Raw genomic sequence first — 16,476 nt, 5'->3', positions numbered from 1 at the left:
TCATTTTGAATGTCTCTTAGTAAGAAAAGCTATTTTTCTAAGTTAAATTCATTTAAACCTTTTACATTCCTGCTATAATTTCTAAATTTAAAATTCATTCAAACTTTTTCCAAAAATGACAAATACAGATCCAATGATCATCGCCAAAGCAGAGTCTTGGCTAAACAGTAATATTGATGCAAAAAGCAAATCAGATATCCAAGCGTTGCTGGCATCGCCTGACCATACAGAATTGATAGATTCCTTCTATAGAGATTTGGAGTTTGGCACAGGTGGATTGAGAGGTGTCATGGGTGTAGGATCCAATAGAATGAATGTCTATACCATAGCAATGGCTACACAAGGACTGGCTAACTACCTTTTGAAATGCTTTCCTGGCGAAGTGATCTCAGTTGCAATAACACACGATTGTCGAATTAATAACACCTTGTTTGCAGACACTACGGCAAATGTCTTTACAGCTAATGGTATCAAGGTAAAATATTATCGAGAAATGAGGCCTACGCCAATGCTTTCTTTTGCCATTCGTCATTTTGGGTGTAAAAGTGGTGTGATGGTAACAGCTTCTCACAACCCTAAGGAATACAATGGTTATAAAGCATATTGGTCAGATGGAGGTCAAGTAGTCGCTCCTCATGACGTAAATATCATTGCAGAAGTACAAAAAATCACTTCAGTAGATGATGTCAATTGGAACAAAAATGACGCATTGATAGAATTTATTGAAACTGATTTTGATTTCGTATATCTCAATGAAGTCAAAAAAATGAGTCTTTCACCGAACGAAATCATGTTGCAGAAAGATATGCCAATCGTGTTCTCCCCTATCCATGGAGCATCTGGAAAAACTGTACCTGCTGCATTGAAGATTTATGGTTTTGAAAACATTCATATTGTCAAAGAACAAGCAGAACCTGATGGAAATTTCCCTACAGTTATTTATCCTAATCCCGAAGAAAAAGAAGCGCTAAACATGGCGATTGAATTGGGTAAGAAAGTAAATGCTGAATTGGTCTTGGCTTGTGATCCTGACGGCGATAGGTATGCAGCGTGCGTTCCTGATGGAAATGGTGGATTCGAACTATTGAATGGAAACCAAGGAGGTTCACTGATCACCTATTATTTGTTGAGCAAATGGAGGGAGCATGGAAAATTAACAGGAGATCAGTTTATGGTCAATACCATTGTGACCACTGAATTGATCAATGAAATTTGTGCTGGATTCAATGTGATTTGTTACAATGTCCTTACCGGATTCAAAAATATTGCTGCAATTATCAAAGAATTGGAAGGTAAAAAGCAATTTATCGCTGGTGGGGAAGAAAGCTATGGCTACATGGTTGGTGACTTTGTAAGAGACAAAGATGCAAATTCAGCTGCAGCAATTTTTGCCGAATTGGTAGCATATTATAAGACCAAAGGTCAATCTGTACAAGATGTGTTAGCCGAAATCTATATGGAATATGGATTTTACAAAGAGCACCTGATCTCTGTTACTAAAAAAGGTAAAGATGGGGCTGAGCAAATTCAAGCTTTGATGGCTGGATATCGTAATGATAAACCAAGTGAAATCAACGGTGTGAAAGTTGTCAAAATAGTTGATGTAAAAGAAAGTAAAGTATTTGATCTAAAAAACAATACAGAGTCAGTATTGGAGATGGATAAATCAAATGTGATTCAGTTTTATTTGGAAGATGGTAGCAAAATTTCTGCACGACCATCCGGTACAGAACCTAAAATCAAATACTACTTCTCTGTAAATGAAAAGCTTCCAAATCGTGACGCATATAGAGCTGTTGAAGAATCATTGGACAAGAAAATTCAAGGTTTGATGACATTTTTCAGCTAAAATCCTCAAACTTTTTAGATTTAGTTGATTCTCTTTTTATTAAAAGAATCAGATAGGATAAAATCTGGAAGTTTTTTGTTTCTATAAAATAGCTGATCATAGGAAAGGATCTTAGTAATTTCGAATTGAAACTGATTTTCAGTAAACTCGGAAATACTAAGATCCTTTTTTTGGATACTAGCTTAATTACCTATCTACGGGTTTTTCAGATCCATCCTCTTGGGATATTTCTCTTAATTCAACTTTAACAGCCTGAGGATAAGGAATAACACCTTTCCCTACTTTTTCAGCGATATAATAGGTTATTTGTGCTCCAAATAAGAAAATTACCACTGAGTAATAAACCCAAATCAATAACACTACAAGTGATCCTGCGGTGCCATAAGCAGATCCAAGATTTGAATTCCCCATGTATATCCCGATCAGATACTTGCCCAATGCAAAGAGCAGCATTGTGACAAATGCACCTGTCCATGTGTCTTTCCATCTAACTTTGGCATCTGGAAGGATTTTGTACATCAATGCAAATACAGCCACCAAGATTCCTTGGGCAATAATTATATGGCCGACCGAAGCAAGTATTACGGCAATCGACTCAAGGAATTCACTGAAATAATTGAAAATCACAATAATCAATGCGTCCAAAACGAGTGAAACCAATAAGATAAACCCTATAGATGCAACCATAGAAAAACTTAAAAGTCTATTAATTGCAAATTTCAAAAGTCCTTTTTCAGGTTTTGCCTTAATGTGCCATATATGGTTTATAGCATTCTGTAAACTCACAAAAACAGTTGTGGCACTAAATGCAAGTATTCCAAATGCGATAAAATTTGACAAAACTCCCTCACTTTGCATCGTGAAATTGGACATAATGTCTGCTAAAGTCGCAGCACTTTCTTTTCCTGCAAGATTTTCCACTTGAAGAATAATTTCCTCCTGAATTTCTGATTCTTGATAGAATGCAGTGCCTATATTCAATATTATAATTAATAAAGCAGGCATACTAAAAATTGTATAAAATGCGGTACTTGCCGCAAAACTCATGGAATCACTTTTTCCAAAATCCTTTACACTGTCAATGATAATTTGAAAAAAGGTAAGCTTTTTTAGTTTTTTGATCATAATATTTTGGTCCTTAATTGAAAGTTACATGTCGGCGAGCCTAAACTTTCCTTGTTTCTACAATAGAATGATTGATTTCCTATTGAAAAATTTCAATCGATAAATTCAAAAATCAATCTGATTCCCAAAGATCACTCAATGTATAGGGACTTTTCGTACCAGTGAAAAAAGTCCCGTCAATAAATCTATATTGATCTTTTATTTGCAACAATTGATCCAAATCTCCTTTATCAAGTATCAAATTTCCAGAATGGAAATTTTGGATTATTCTTTCCTGATTAACTGATTTTGGAATAACAGCTATGTCTCTATTTGTAGAAAAGGCTATTAATACTGCTGCAGGATTTACTTCGTATTTTGAGGCAATCGATAAAATGATTTCATTCTCAAATAACTTTGGCTCGTCTGCTTTTTTTGAAGATGTTGACCTATCTCCTGAACCAAGAGGTGAATAAGCAGTCATCAAAATATTGTTTGATTTACAAAACTCAACAAGCTTTTCTTGCCTCAGAAAAGGGTGCATTTCTACTTGATTCATTTCAGGACCATCCCCACCTATTGCCAATACTTCTTTTAACTTTGAAATATTGAAATTGGACATGCCAATATGTTTGGTCAATCCTTCAGATTTCAGACCTTGCATTCCTTGCCAGGTTTGGCTCAAAGGCACATCTGAGTAAGTGAAATATTGCTCTCTGTTCTCTGCAAAGCCTACTCCTTTTTTGAAACTGATAGGCCAATGAATTAAATATAAATCGACATAATCCAACTGTAAATCCGATAAACTCTTTAGAAAACCTTTTTTGACATCCTCTTTTCTATGACAATCATTCCAGAGCTTTGAAGTAACAAAAAGATCTTCCCTTTTTACCAATCCATCAGTCATTGCTTTTTTCAATGCTGCACCGACTTCTTTTTCATTATTATATATTGCTGCACAATCAATATGCCTATATCCTGCCTCAATCGCCCATAATACGGCTTGATAAACTTCTCCTGGCTTAGATTTCCACGTTCCTAAACCTAAGACTGGTATTTTATCACCATTATTGAAAGTCAAAGTTTTCATATTTATATTTAATCAAAATTGGGTTAAATCTTCTGTAATTTACGAAATGTTTGGTTGGGATAGCCCAAACTTCTAATCTTTAAATTTTACAAGATATTTCTTGAAATTATTCATCACGAATAAATGTGCCCTCGCTTGCGTATTGATGTAAAGAAGCCACGGAAGCCGTGGTACAAATTCATGAATTGCCGAAATCATAAATTTTCCGCCTAATACCTCTCTAAATTCCAACCATCCATAATCGAACCGCTTTACCAACCATCCTCCTGTAATATAAAAAAGTTGTCTTTTAATATCACTTCTATCAGGTATCCAAGTTAGCTGTAGCATCGGCTTTTCGATATTCAACAAGTGAAAACTAATATCACCTTTCTCGTTTGCCTGAGCCCTAATCAAAAACCTGAAGAAAAATGGCAACCAAATCTTGTATCTATTTGCAATCCAAAGCGCACTGTGATGTCTTGTATTGGGCATCCTTTGTATACTCCGTACAGTATTTTTGACTTCTTGTTTATTTTTGAATTTAGGTAGTGGTGGAAGAGAAATCGTCGGATCAATCGCGATTGCGACACTTTCCTTGTAACTTAAGTAGTCTATTTCCCTAACATTAAATTCCAAATCTTTTCCAACCGTCAAGGTATGTTTCAAACTTTCTACAAGTGGGTAAACAAGTGTTTTGGGACTTTTTCCAAAAAAACTCACCCACAATTTTGAGAAACCGACAGAAAAAACTGGAACCGAAAATACGAGTCGTTTCACCTTCATGATCTCTGCCGTTTGCTCTAGCATAGATTTATAGGTCAGCAATTCAGGATTTCCAATTTCGAAGGATTTTCCATAGACTTCTTCATTTCCAATACAAGTGTCGATGATAGTCAGTGTATCCCTCAAAGAAATGGCCTGGGTATTGGAGAGTGTCCACTTTGGACAAACCAAGACAGGCAGGCGTTTGACCAAATTGTAAATCATCTGAAAAGAAGATCCACCTGGACCTACCACAATTCCCGCACGTAGCGCTGTCACAGGAATTCCCCGCTGCCCCAATGTTTGCTCTACTTCTAGCCTACTCCGTAAATGTTTGGACATCTCGACTTCCTCGACTTCTTTAGGGAGAATTCCTCCCAAGTAGATGATTTGTTTGATCCCATTGCTCTCAGCTGCCCTTGAGAAATTATCTGCCAACAATAAATCTGTATCTTCAAAACTCCCTTGATTCAACCTTGTGGAAGCACTCATAGAGTGAATCAAATAAATAGCATAATCAACACCCTTCAAGGCTTCGATTGTAGATGTGATAGAATACAATTCTACACTTCTCCATTCCACTCCGGGATCAGGATTGGAAATGGCTTCTCTTCGACTTAGTGCAATGATATTGTATTTATCTTTGAATTGGTTGATAAACCATCTTCCTACGTAGCCCCCTGCTCCCGCTATTGCGATTGTCTTTTTCAATTAGTGTCTATCTTGTGTGGTGAGTAACATTGCTTCTACAGCTTTTCTTCCCGAAGTCATTGCTGCATTGATAGAGCCATTTAGCAAATAATCCCCTGCAAGAAATATATGATCGTAAATTTTTGAATTTGTAAAGGGTAAATTTGATTTCATATCATCTACATCTGGTAAAGCTTCATTGATTTTATAGGTCTTGATATGCTTAAAATATTCTGAGCTGATTCCGGAAAGCGCTTCCAACTCTACACTTACCAATTTTTCCAGACTTGCGGGTGTTTCTACATTTTTTACAACCGAAACAGACAGTAAAGCTTTTCCATTTTTACTGTAGACTTTACTTAAATCAGTCATAAATACCAAGTTATTAATCAGAAACTTATCATCAGGAATCAAACCAATAATCGGTCTTGCCAAAAAAGATTTCTCAAGAGAAAAATACATATTATAAACAGATCTGTATGGCTTCAATTGCCCTTGCATTTGTGCCAAAATCTTATCTGGACGGCTGGCTATGATGATTTTGTCAGCTTGAAGAATTTCCCCATTTTCCAATACTACTTGATGGCCTTCAATCTTTTTAACAGCTGTATTTAACCTTAAATCTGTTTGCTGTAATTTTTCCTTCAATTGTTCTGAAATCATCTTCATCCCACCTTCAGGAATTGCAGCAAAGCCTTCTCCAAACATTTTGAAAACAAATTGAAACATCCTTGAAGATGTGCTCAACTCGTTTTCCAGAAAAATACCTTTGAAAAATGGCTTGAAAAAATTCTCGATAATTTTGTCCGAAAACCCGTATTCCTTGAGATATGAAATTGTAGAGATATTTTGTGACTCAAAAATCTCATCAATTGTTTTTTTCTTCAATTCCCTATTGAGCTTGAAAATCTTCAGTTTGTCAAATAAAGTACCTACAGGAGAAAAAGCCATACCCAAAATCGCCGTTGGCTGTCTCATCGGATCTTGAATGGTAAATGAATTCCCTGGATTCAAAATTATTGCTCCAGGATCAAATTTCTTAAGCTTTAACAGTTCAAAATCCAAATACCTTTTGGCCTCAGGATAGGCTGTGAGGAGAACCTGAAAACCTCTATCCAATAAAAATCCATCTACTTCATCAGTCGTAACTTTTCCTCCAACTCTATCTGATGCTTCCAATAAAATTGGACTAATCCCAGCTCGCTCTAGTTCATAAGCAGCGATAAGTCCAGATATGCCGGCTCCAATAACAATAACTTTCATACTTTTTTTTCTGCTGTTGTTTAACAAATAGACCAAATTCAACTCAAATTGTTTCGCAATTCTAAATTAAGTTTTAAATCTTACCAATTAAACTCATATCTGGATTATCCTGTAAAAATCTTTTGATGATGTTCCTTTTCCATCTAAATTTCATTTCAAACGCTTCTATATGAAATCAAAGTCCTTCCTACTCGCCTTCTTTCTATTCGTTTCCTTCTATAGTTTTTCACAAAAAAGGTACTTTCCTGATACCGATTCTTGGATCAAAAAAGAGCCTTCAGAACTAAAAGTTGATCATGAGCTATTAAAAGAAGCCATTGATTTTGCGATTAATACAGAGAGCAATGCTGATAAAAACCTGAAAATGGCACATTATCAAAGTGCTTTTGGACGTGAACCTTTTGGATTCCCTATCGGCCCCATGAAAGAAAGAGGATCTGCTACGGGATTGGTGATCTACAAAGGTTATGTCATAGCAGAATGGGGAGACCCAAGGCGTGTAGACCTAACATTTAGCGTTGCCAAAAGTATTCTTTCCACAACTGTTGGTTTGGCTGTGGATCAGGGATTGATAAAAAATGAAAAAGATTTAGTCTATCCATACATGGCGCCAATTATACCCTATGATCCCTACAAAATTTTGATGAACAAAGCTGATCATGTAAATAGTGAAGATGTCTTTGAGCTTTTTGATTCAGATCACAACAAGAAAATTACTTGGGAACATCTTCTCCGCCAAACTTCAAATTGGGAAGGAACTCTTTGGGGGAAACCTGACTGGGCAGATCGTCCACAAGGGAATTCTTCTACTTGGCTGGATAGAGAAAGAAATGAACCAGGTACAGTTTACAAATACAACGACACAAGAGTGAACGTTCTCGCACTTGCAACTATGAATGTCTGGAGAAAACCTCTTCCGGTAGTTTTAAAAGAATATGTAATGGATAAAATTGGCGCATCACCAACTTGGAGATGGACAGGCTATGAAAATTCTTTTGTGATCATCGATGGACAAATTATGCAAGCTGTAAGCGGAGGATCCCATTGGGGAGGTGGAATGTTTATTTCTGCATACGATCAAGCAAGGTTTGGCTATTTGACTTTAAACATGGGAAATTGGAATGGGAATCAAATAATTTCTAAGTCATGGATAGAAAAATCACTTACTCCTACTGCTGTTCAAACAAATTATGGATTTATGAATTATTTTCTCAACACAGACAAAAAAGAAATTCCAGCTGCTCCAGAGTCAGCTTTCTTTCATCTTGGTGCTGGGACTAACATGATTTATGTTGATCCAGAAAATGATCTTGTGATCGTAACTAGATGGATCGAAAATAGCAAAAAAGCTGAATTGATTGAAATTGTTCTGAAGGCTATTGGGAAGATTTGAGTCTTTGAGAATGAAAATACTTGTTCTTCATGGTAGATTGTAAGATTGGAAAAACTTGTCTTTTGTATTGGATTTTGAATCTTAGGTTAGCCAATTTATTTTCTGTGAAATTCTACAACTGTGCCGTGTTTTTGATTATGAAATATATCACTTTAATCTTCCTACTACTTCTTTGACGATGGAAATGACACTATTAATTTCTTCTTTGGTAGTTGTTTTTCCTATGCTAAATCGAACTGATGCTCTTGCCAAATCAGAATCAATTCCCATTGCAGCCAATACATGAGATGGCTTTGGAGAAATGCTGGTACAAGCTGAACCTGAGCTCACTGCAACTTCACGATTAAGTTCACGAAGCAAGTCTTCTCCTTCAATTCCCTGAAATGAAATATTGGAAACGTTGTTCAACCTATTTGTTTGACCACTGTTCAAAGTCGTTCCTTCAATTTCCAATATACCCTTTTCTAAATGATTCCTTAAACTTCCAATTTTTTCAAAACGTTCTTTAAAATGACTATCTGCTAATTCAGCGGCTTTACCAAATCCTACAATGGAAGGCACATTGAGTGTGCCACTTCGAAAACCTTTTTCATGACCGCCTCCAACTATTTGTGAAACAGGTTTCGGTAGTTCATGATTATGTCTAATGTAAAGTGCACCTACCCCTTTCGGTCCGTAAATTTTATGTCCGGATAGTGCCAGCATATGGATTCCAGAAACATTGATTGGCAACTTTCCTGCAGCTTGAACAGCATCTGTGAAAAATATTACCTGATGCTTCTCTGCTATTTTTGCAATCTTATCGATAGGATGAATTAAACCAGTTTCATTGTTAGCCCACATCAAAGCTATCATTTTCGTATATGGCCTAATACTTGACTCTAGTTCAATCAAATCAATTTGTCCTTGAGAATCTACGGGCAAAAAAGTAATCTCTGCTCCTCTTTCTTCTATACTTTTTAGGGTGTCAATTACGGCTTTATGTTCTGTTTGACAAGAGATAAAATGCTGTCTTTCATCTCCATAGTGATCAAAAACCCCTTTTATTGCAAGATTGATGGCTTCAGTAGCACCAGAGGTAAAGATAATCTCTTTTGTTCTCGCACCTATCATTGATGCAATACATTCCCTTGCATGTTCAACAGCATTTTCAGCCATCCAACCAAAAGGATGACTTTTGCTTGCTGCATTTCCATAGTGATGAGAAAAATATGGAATCATCGCACTTACTACTTCATCTGAACAAGGAGTTGTAGCATTATAATCAAGGTAAATCGGATAATTCATTTGAATAGTTTAATATTTGGATAATTGTATTTGAGAATTAATGAGTTTTAAAAATTTTTATTGACTCACTTATATTGTGTTATTCTTAAAGTGCTTAAGTTTTCATTTTAGTCTATAAATTGCAAAGTTTATCCTAAAATTTTTTTGACTTAATATCCTGGTAGAATACTATTAAATAGAAGTTCATTCAATTCAATGTTTATAAAAATTCAGCATTGAATTATTCTGATAAGTGCACTGTTTTAAATTTAATCTCCAACAAATATTTACTTCAAATTTCAGTAAAAAAATCAAACAATTCCGAATTATGCAAGAAACTTGGATTTTCAAATTAGAATCTGGTAAAATTATAAAAGAACAAGAACTCAAAATTATTTTAGAACGAGAGCACAAGGAACTTGGGATTTTTCTTTCTTATTACTTCAAAAAGGAAGGCGCATTGGCAGAGAATGCAAGATTGAAAGATAATATAGATTTTCTCGATGAAAACCATGGTAAGTTCAAATTAGACTTTGATTTAGTTCATTACAATGCATGTCTGAATATCCACGACACGAAAAGAGACGAAATTCAGATTAATTTTGAGATTTCAAAAGAGAAAAATGAAATCAAGTTAATTGGGCCATTTTTTCCCGAAAGAGGAATGGATGAAATTTGAAATAGAAATAATTGGTATTTTTTTCTATCTCAAAGAAATCTATTATCAATCTTCATCTAGAAGACCTTCGATATCCTTCTTTTTTTACAAAGTCATATCGAACTTGAGTAGATTGTTCCGTAAAAATGCGGATAGACATTTTACTTTATTCGATATGACTCTGTGGTATCACTTTTTTATTTTGCATCTAGCTTTATATCTCTTGGTACTCACCTAAAGTATCACTTAACCTCTCCTAATCTCCAAATTCATATCTGAATACTCTTTTTGCTCTACAAAAGGCTGACTTCTTAGTCTTCTGCCTGTAGCTGCAAAAATTGCATTAGCAATAGCTCCTCCAGTAGGTGGTAAAGCTGGTTCTCCCAAACCTGTTGGGTCATAGCCACTATCTACATAATGCAATTCAACCTCAGGAACTTCCTTCATCCTTATCAGCCTGTATGAATCAAAGTTTTTCTGTTTTGGAAGTCCATTTTCGAATGTCAGGTTTCCAAACATCGCATGCCCCATCCCATCTACTATCCCACCTCTTACTTGGTGGTTTGCTCCAGTTGGGTTGACTACGATACCACAGTCAGTAGTTGCGATGATTTTTTTGAGAACTGGCTGATTGTTTTCCATTTCTATATTAGCTACCTGAGCGACATAAGATCTGTGGGAAAAGTAAACTGAGAATCCTTGTTTTACATTGCTATTTTTACCCCAATTTGACTTTTCAGCCACATCTTTAATCACTCCGATCATTCTATCCACATCATAGTTTACCGACCCTACAGGTGAGCTTTTTGCTTTTTGTAAAAGGTCTAATCTAAACTTAACAGGATCTTTTTGAACTTCATGTGCAACTTCGTCTAAGAATGATTGTTCAGCATAAGCCAAGAAATTAGTAATAGGCGCTCTCCAAGCATTGGTTGTTACCGAAGATTCATAATTGACATTTTCGATCAAGACGTTTTCAACCGCTCCTGAAGGGAAATTGTCCTGCCTTACAGAGTTTCCGGCATTCATACCTACCCCTCTGAGTTTGTAACCTATCATATTTCCCTCTACATCCAAAGCTGCAGAAAATCTATACCTAACCGCAGGCCTATAAGCTCCACCGGTCATATCATCTTCCCTACTCCATGTCACCTTCACTGGAGCATTCATCTTTTTGGAAATTTGCACAGCTTCTAATACATAATCAGCTCTCAATCTTCTACCAAATCCACCACCAAGTCTTGTTATTTCTACACTAATATTTTCTTTTGGAATACCCAATAAATCCGCCGTTTGTACTCGAGCTGAATCTGGAGTCTGTGTAGGACCTATTAGCTCCACATGATCTTCTTTTACGTGGGCGAAAAAATTCATCGGCTCCATTGGTGAATGGGATAAAAATGGGCACTGGTACTCACTCGTGATAACTTTTGATGCATTTTTGAATGCAACTTCCACATTACCATCCTCACGCATCACTCTTGCATCTTTGGAATCCAAGAGTTCTTTGAAAATGCGATCGTGATCGGCTGTGCTTTCTACATTCCCTTCAGGTTCATATGAGATTTTCAGGAGCTTTTTGGCTTTCATTATCGGCCAAGTAGAGGATCCAACAAGTGCAACATTATTATCATATACAAATACCTCTTGGATTCCTGAAACATTACGCGCTTCTGAATCATCTACAGATTTGATTTTCATGCCAAAAGGTGGTCTTTGTACCATTGCATGAAGCATACCTTCTCTGTAAAAATCCAATCCGAAAAGTGGTTTCCCAGTAAAAATGTCCTTATTGTCCACATTTTTGATTGGAGTTCCTATGATTTTGAAATCCTTTGGATCCTTGAAAATCACTTCTTCAGGAGCTTCCAACTGTGCTGCATCTAGGACCACTTCCCCATAATTAAGTTTTTTACCACTTGATTTATGGTAAATCACCCCTTTTTCTGTAGTGAGTGAATTTTTATCTACTTCTAAACGTGTTGCCGCAGCAGTCAAAAGAAGATCTCTTGCTGTTGCACCAGCTTTTCTCAATCTTTCCCAAGAATGAGGCATCGCACCTGATCCACCCGTCAACTGTCTTTCAAATTTATCAGTATCCAAATTAGCTTGCAAAACCCTGACCCTTGCCCAATCTGCATCCAATTCCTCTGCAACCACCATCGGAAATGATGTTTTTATATTTTGTCCCAATTCGGGATTCGGTGAATAGATGACTATATCGCCATCGGGTGTGATAGAGAGAAAACTGTTGAAATCTGTAACTTTTGCAAGTATTTCTTCATTGCTAAGAACTTGCATCTTTGGTGAATCACAGCCCGACCAATAGAAACCAATAAACAATCCTCCAGTCGCAGTAGCTGCCAACTTAAGGAAATCACGTCTGTTTGTTTTTGATATATCTGCCATGGTTATTTAGTTTTTGTAGCTAAGGCAACTGCTTCTCTGATTTTATGATAGGTACCGCAACGACAAATATTCCTATTCATGGCGTCATCTATTTCGTCTAATGTCGGCTTCGGGTTTTTATTCAAAAATGAAGCTGCATTCATGATTTGACCAGCTTGGCAATAGCCACATTGTGCTACATCTATCTCGTTCCATGCATTTTGTACAGGATGATCTCCATCTTCTGAGAGTCCTTCTATCGTAGTCACTTTATCATCTCCTATACTCGAAACAGGCAGAACGCAAGAAAATGTAGCTTCTCCATTGATATGAACTGTACAAGCTCCACATTGTGCTATGCCACAGGAGTATTTGGTTCCAACTAGTCCAAGATGATCTCGCAGCACCCATAGCAAAGGGGTGTCCTCTTCTACATCTACTTCATACTTCTTACCGTTTATTCGGAGATTATAGTTTGCCATAGTTTATTTTGATTTATTCAGTATATCAATTTAAGCAATTATAATTTTCAAACTAAGCCAGTTCATATTTTGTTGCCGTTTTTTTTTATAAACCGCAGTATTGAAATTTAAATGGAAAGCCTTATAAATTTAATAATCGACTGTAACTTCTTAATCTCTTATCCCATGTCTATTTTAATCTTCTAAAATTATCTATTGAAATTAATCGCTGGTTGAAGAAAATGTGGAGATTTAAAGGTTAAAAAAAGAACTTGGCTTATATTTATTTTTTAAAATCAATTCAATTTACAAACTATCAAACCTTAATATGAAAAAAATACAAGCTGCAATCGTTGGTACTGGATTTATAGGGCCAGCTCATCTGGAAGCATTGAGAAGATTGCCAAACATTGAAGTAGTTGCTCTTTGTGAGGTCAATATTGATTTGGCAAGAGAAAAAGCAGCCATTCTTGGAATTCCAAATGCATATACTTTTGAAGAAATGCTTCAAAATCCTGAAATAGATGTAGTCCATATTTGTACGCCAAATTTTCTTCATTACTCCCAATCTAAAGCGGCTTTGTTAGCAGGCAAGCATGTAGTTTGTGAAAAACCACTTGCAACAAAGATTGAAGAAGCAGAAGAGCTTGTAGCATTAGCCGAAGAAAAAGGTCTCGTGAATGCCGTGCATTTCAATCTCCGCTATTACCCGATGGTGAGACAAATGAAGACCATGCGAGAAAATGGTGAATTGGGTGATATTTATAGCATTATGGGTTCTTATCTTCAGGATTGGTTATTTTTGCAAACTGATTATAACTGGAGATTGGAGCCTGATAAATCTGGAGACTCTAGAGCAATAGCTGATATAGGATCACATTTGCTGGACTTGACTGAGTATGTGACGGGGTTGAAAATAACTGAAGTTTTAGCTGATTTCTCTACAGTGCATAAGACAAGGTTGAAGCCCTTGAAACCAATTGAAACTTACTCAGGCAAGATGCTCAGTCCATCTGATTATGCAGAGGTTCCAATCAATACGGAGGATCACGCTACAGTTCTTTTGAGATTTGACAATGGAAACAAAGGTTCTGTAACAGTGTCCCAAGTAAATGCTGGAAGAAAAAACCGCCTAAACATAGAGATCGCTGGAAGTAAATCAAATTTTGAATGGTGTTCAGAAAAACCAAACGAAATGTGGATTGGAAAGAGAGAATCAGCAAATCAGCATTTGATGAAAGATCCTGCTCTTTTTTCTACAGAAGCGGCAAGATTGATAAGTTTTCCCGGCGGGCACAACGAAGGATTTCCTGATACCTCAAAACAAATGTTCAAAGAAGTATATGCTGCTGTAAGAGAAGGAAAACAACCATCAGCGCCAACTTTCCCAACTTTCAAAGATGGACTTAGAGAACTTTTGATTTGTGAAAGGATTATTGAAAGCCACAGAAAGCAAATTTGGGTGAAAATATGAGATCAAATATGAAGTGTGAAATTTTATCTTGTTATAAATAATAAAACAGACTAAATTTCAACAGTTTAAATAACTCATTATAAACTCAAATAAATTATATGAAAAGATCAATCTTTAAAAAATTTGGCTTGTTGACCTTATTGTTTGCTACAGTATGTCTTTTTGCAAATGCGCAAGATGAAAAGCCTAGTCCAGCAAAAACAGCCGAAGGGGAAATCAATGGTTCAAAAATCACCATCAACTATAGCAGCCCAGCTGTGAAAGGCAGAACCATCTGGGGTGATTTGGTACCTTTAGGTCAGGTATGGAGAGCAGGAGCAAATGACGCTACCACGATTGAATTTAGCAAAGATGTCAAAATCCAAGGTAAGGATTTACCTGCAGGAAAATACAGTTTCTTTGTAATTCCAGGAGAAATGGAATCTACTTTCATCTTCAATAAAGTAGCAAAACAATGGGGCTCTTATTCTTATGACGATGCAGAAGATGCTTTACGAGTAAGTGTTCCATCTGGACAAAGTTCTAAAATGGAAGAAAGATTGGTATACGAAGTGACTGAAGGAGGCTTCGAAGTTCGTTGGGAATATGGAAGAGCAGCTGCAAGGGTTGAATAATAGTCAATTTTGAAAATTTAAATTAAAATTGAAAACTTACAAATCTATAAAAGCTTGAATTACTTTGCGGCAATTAAAATCTTAGAGATTTTGTTGCCGCAAAGTGGTTTTGAATTACCTAAGATTTTTAAAATAAAACGAATAACAATCCCCCCTTTGCGAATCCTAGCGGCACTTATCGGCAAAACCTTCTTAGTTATTTTAGCCGCAAGGGAACGCTGAGGTACGCAAAGATTTATATAATAAAATGAATAACAATCCCCCCTTTGCGAACCCTCGCGTTACTTAGTGGCAAAACCTTCTTAGCTGTTTTAGCCGCAAGGGAACGCTGAGGTACGCTAAGATTCTTTAAAAAATATGAATAACAATTCCCCCTTTGCGATCCCTTGCGTCACTTAGCGGCAAAACCTTCTTAGTTATTTTAGCCGCAAGGGAACGCTGAGGTACGCAAAGATTTTTAAATAAAATGAATAACAATTCCCCCTTTGCGAACCCTCGCGTTACTTAGTGGCAAAACCTTTTTAGCTGTTTTAGCCGCAAGGGAACGCTGAGGTACGCTAAGATTTTAAAAATAATGTGATTAATAATTTCCCCATTGCGTACCCTTGCGTCACTTAGCGGCAAAAACCTTCTTAGCTGTTTTAGCCGAAAGGGAAAGCTGAGGTACGCAAAGATTTTTATAATAAAATGAATGACAATTCCCCCTTTGCGAACCCTTGCGTCACTTAGCGGCAAAACCTTCTTAGCTGTTTTAGCCGCAAGGGAACGCTGAGGTACGCAAAGATTTTTAAAATAAAATGAATAACCCCCCCCCCCTTTGCGAACCCTCGCGTTACTTAGCGGCAAAACCTTATTAGTTATTTTATCAGCAAGGGAACGCTGAGATACGCAAAGATTTATATAATAAAATGAATAACAATCCCCCCTTTGCGAACCCTCGCGTTACTTAGCGGCAAAACCTTATTAGTTATTTTATCAGCAAGGGAACGCTGAGATACGCAAAGATTTATATAATAAAATGAATAACAATTCCCTCTTTATGAATCCTTCCGTCACTTAGCGGCAAAACCTTCTTAGTTATTTTAGCCGCAAGGGAACGCTGAGGTACACAAAGATTTTTAAATAAAATGAATAACAATTCCCCCTTTCCGATCCCTTGCGTCACTTAGCGGCAAAACCTTATTAGTTATTTTAGCCGCAAGGGAACGCTGAGGTACGCAAAGATTTTTAAAAAATATGAATAACAATTCCCCCTTTGCGAATCCTTGCGCCACTTAGCGGCAAAACCTTCTTAGCTGTTTTAGCCGCAAGGGAACGCTGAGGTACGCAAAGATTTTTAAAATAAAATGAATAACCCCCCCCCCTTTGCGAACCCTCGCGTTACTTAGCGGCAAAACCTTATTAGTTATTTTATCAGCAAGGGAACGCTGAGATACGCAAAGATTTATATAATAAAATGAATAACAATCCCCCCTTTGCGAA

Annotated in this window: 12 protein-coding genes; 5 read left to right on the top strand and 7 right to left on the bottom strand. The window is 36.6% G+C overall.

Annotation, left to right across the window (positions count from 1 at the left end):
• Positions 1-115: 115 nt before the first annotated feature.
• A complete protein-coding gene (locus tag MM236_RS14265) occupies positions 116-1,849 on the top strand; it encodes a phospho-sugar mutase (RefSeq protein WP_241275666.1) in 1,734 nt (577 codons plus the stop codon).
• 186 nt (positions 1,850-2,035) lie between these two features.
• Here the strand turns inward: MM236_RS14265 and MM236_RS14260 are convergent, their stop codons facing one another.
• The 4 genes from MM236_RS14260 to MM236_RS14245 form a co-directional block, all read right to left on the bottom strand.
• A complete protein-coding gene (locus tag MM236_RS14260) occupies positions 2,036-2,974 on the bottom strand; it encodes a YihY/virulence factor BrkB family protein (protein WP_241275665.1) in 939 nt (312 codons plus the stop codon).
• A 112-nt stretch (positions 2,975-3,086) separates the two neighbouring features.
• A complete protein-coding gene (locus tag MM236_RS14255; RefSeq protein WP_241275664.1) occupies positions 3,087-4,043 on the bottom strand; it encodes an aldo/keto reductase in 957 nt (318 codons plus the stop codon).
• A gap of 72 nt (positions 4,044-4,115) precedes the next feature.
• The gene (locus tag MM236_RS14250) at positions 4,116-5,498 is read right to left on the bottom strand and encodes an NmrA family NAD(P)-binding protein (RefSeq protein ID WP_241275663.1); all 1,383 of its coding nucleotides are present in this window, start codon (positions 5,496-5,498) and stop codon (positions 4,116-4,118) included.
• Entirely contained in the window at positions 5,499-6,740 is a 1,242-nt protein-coding gene (locus MM236_RS14245; protein WP_241275662.1) for a protoporphyrinogen/coproporphyrinogen oxidase, read from the bottom strand.
• A gap of 169 nt (positions 6,741-6,909) precedes the next feature.
• Between MM236_RS14245 and MM236_RS14240 the strand changes: the two genes are divergently transcribed.
• A complete protein-coding gene (locus tag MM236_RS14240; protein ID WP_241275661.1) occupies positions 6,910-8,133 on the top strand; it encodes a serine hydrolase domain-containing protein in 1,224 nt (407 codons plus the stop codon).
• Between the two features lie 147 nt (positions 8,134-8,280).
• On the opposite strand, the gene MM236_RS14235 is transcribed toward MM236_RS14240, so the two are convergent.
• Entirely contained in the window at positions 8,281-9,420 is a 1,140-nt protein-coding gene (locus MM236_RS14235; RefSeq protein WP_241275660.1) for a cysteine desulfurase family protein, read from the bottom strand.
• Positions 9,421-9,727: 307 nt separating this feature from the next.
• Between MM236_RS14235 and MM236_RS14230 the strand changes: the two genes are divergently transcribed.
• Positions 9,728-10,078, top strand: coding sequence for a hypothetical protein (locus tag MM236_RS14230; RefSeq protein ID WP_241275659.1), 351 nt, complete (start codon positions 9,728-9,730; stop codon positions 10,076-10,078).
• A gap of 225 nt (positions 10,079-10,303) precedes the next feature.
• On the opposite strand, the gene MM236_RS14225 is transcribed toward MM236_RS14230, so the two are convergent.
• A complete protein-coding gene (locus MM236_RS14225) occupies positions 10,304-12,466 on the bottom strand; it encodes a molybdopterin cofactor-binding domain-containing protein (protein ID WP_241275658.1) in 2,163 nt (720 codons plus the stop codon).
• Positions 12,467-12,468: 2 nt separating this feature from the next.
• Positions 12,469-12,927, bottom strand: a complete 459-nt coding sequence (locus MM236_RS14220; RefSeq protein ID WP_241275657.1) for a (2Fe-2S)-binding protein — start codon at positions 12,925-12,927, stop codon at positions 12,469-12,471.
• A 307-nt stretch (positions 12,928-13,234) separates the two neighbouring features.
• Between MM236_RS14220 and MM236_RS14215 the strand changes: the two genes are divergently transcribed.
• Together MM236_RS14215 and MM236_RS14210 are read left to right on the top strand one after the other, a co-directional pair.
• Entirely contained in the window at positions 13,235-14,380 is a 1,146-nt protein-coding gene (locus MM236_RS14215; RefSeq protein WP_241275656.1) for a Gfo/Idh/MocA family protein, read from the top strand.
• A 98-nt stretch (positions 14,381-14,478) separates the two neighbouring features.
• On the top strand, positions 14,479-14,994 hold the full coding sequence (locus MM236_RS14210) for a DUF2911 domain-containing protein (protein WP_241275655.1): 516 nt from the start codon (positions 14,479-14,481) through the stop codon (positions 14,992-14,994).
• The last annotated feature ends 1,482 nt before the right edge of the window (positions 14,995-16,476 follow it).

It is taken from the genome of Belliella calami, from assembly GCF_022549695.1.
GTDB classification, from domain to species: Bacteria; Bacteroidota; Bacteroidia; order Cytophagales; family Cyclobacteriaceae; genus Belliella; species Belliella calami.
The sequence above is the reverse complement of the archived record's forward strand: the minus strand, read 5'-3'. Positions and strand labels throughout refer to the sequence as shown.

What these genes read in the sequence shown, in the direction of transcription:
- MM236_RS14265 (WP_241275666.1), top strand. Translation starts at nt 116, where the DNA reads ATGACAAATACAGATCCAATGATCATCGCCAAAGCAGAGTCTTGGCTA.
- MM236_RS14260 (WP_241275665.1), bottom strand. Translation starts at nt 2,974, where the DNA reads ATGATCAAAAAACTAAAAAAGCTTACCTTTTTTCAAATTATCATTGAC.
- MM236_RS14255 (WP_241275664.1), bottom strand. Translation starts at nt 4,043, where the DNA reads ATGAAAACTTTGACTTTCAATAATGGTGATAAAATACCAGTCTTAGGT.
- MM236_RS14245 (WP_241275662.1), bottom strand. Translation starts at nt 6,740, where the DNA reads ATGAAAGTTATTGTTATTGGAGCCGGCATATCTGGACTTATCGCTGCT.
- MM236_RS14240 (WP_241275661.1), top strand. Translation starts at nt 6,910, where the DNA reads ATGAAATCAAAGTCCTTCCTACTCGCCTTCTTTCTATTCGTTTCCTTC.
- MM236_RS14235 (WP_241275660.1), bottom strand. Translation starts at nt 9,420, where the DNA reads ATGAATTATCCGATTTACCTTGATTATAATGCTACAACTCCTTGTTCA.
- MM236_RS14230 (WP_241275659.1), top strand. Translation starts at nt 9,728, where the DNA reads ATGCAAGAAACTTGGATTTTCAAATTAGAATCTGGTAAAATTATAAAA.
- MM236_RS14225 (WP_241275658.1), bottom strand. Translation starts at nt 12,466, where the DNA reads ATGGCAGATATATCAAAAACAAACAGACGTGATTTCCTTAAGTTGGCA.
- MM236_RS14220 (WP_241275657.1), bottom strand. Translation starts at nt 12,927, where the DNA reads ATGGCAAACTATAATCTCCGAATAAACGGTAAGAAGTATGAAGTAGAT.
- MM236_RS14215 (WP_241275656.1), top strand. Translation starts at nt 13,235, where the DNA reads ATGAAAAAAATACAAGCTGCAATCGTTGGTACTGGATTTATAGGGCCA.
- MM236_RS14210 (WP_241275655.1), top strand. Translation starts at nt 14,479, where the DNA reads ATGAAAAGATCAATCTTTAAAAAATTTGGCTTGTTGACCTTATTGTTT.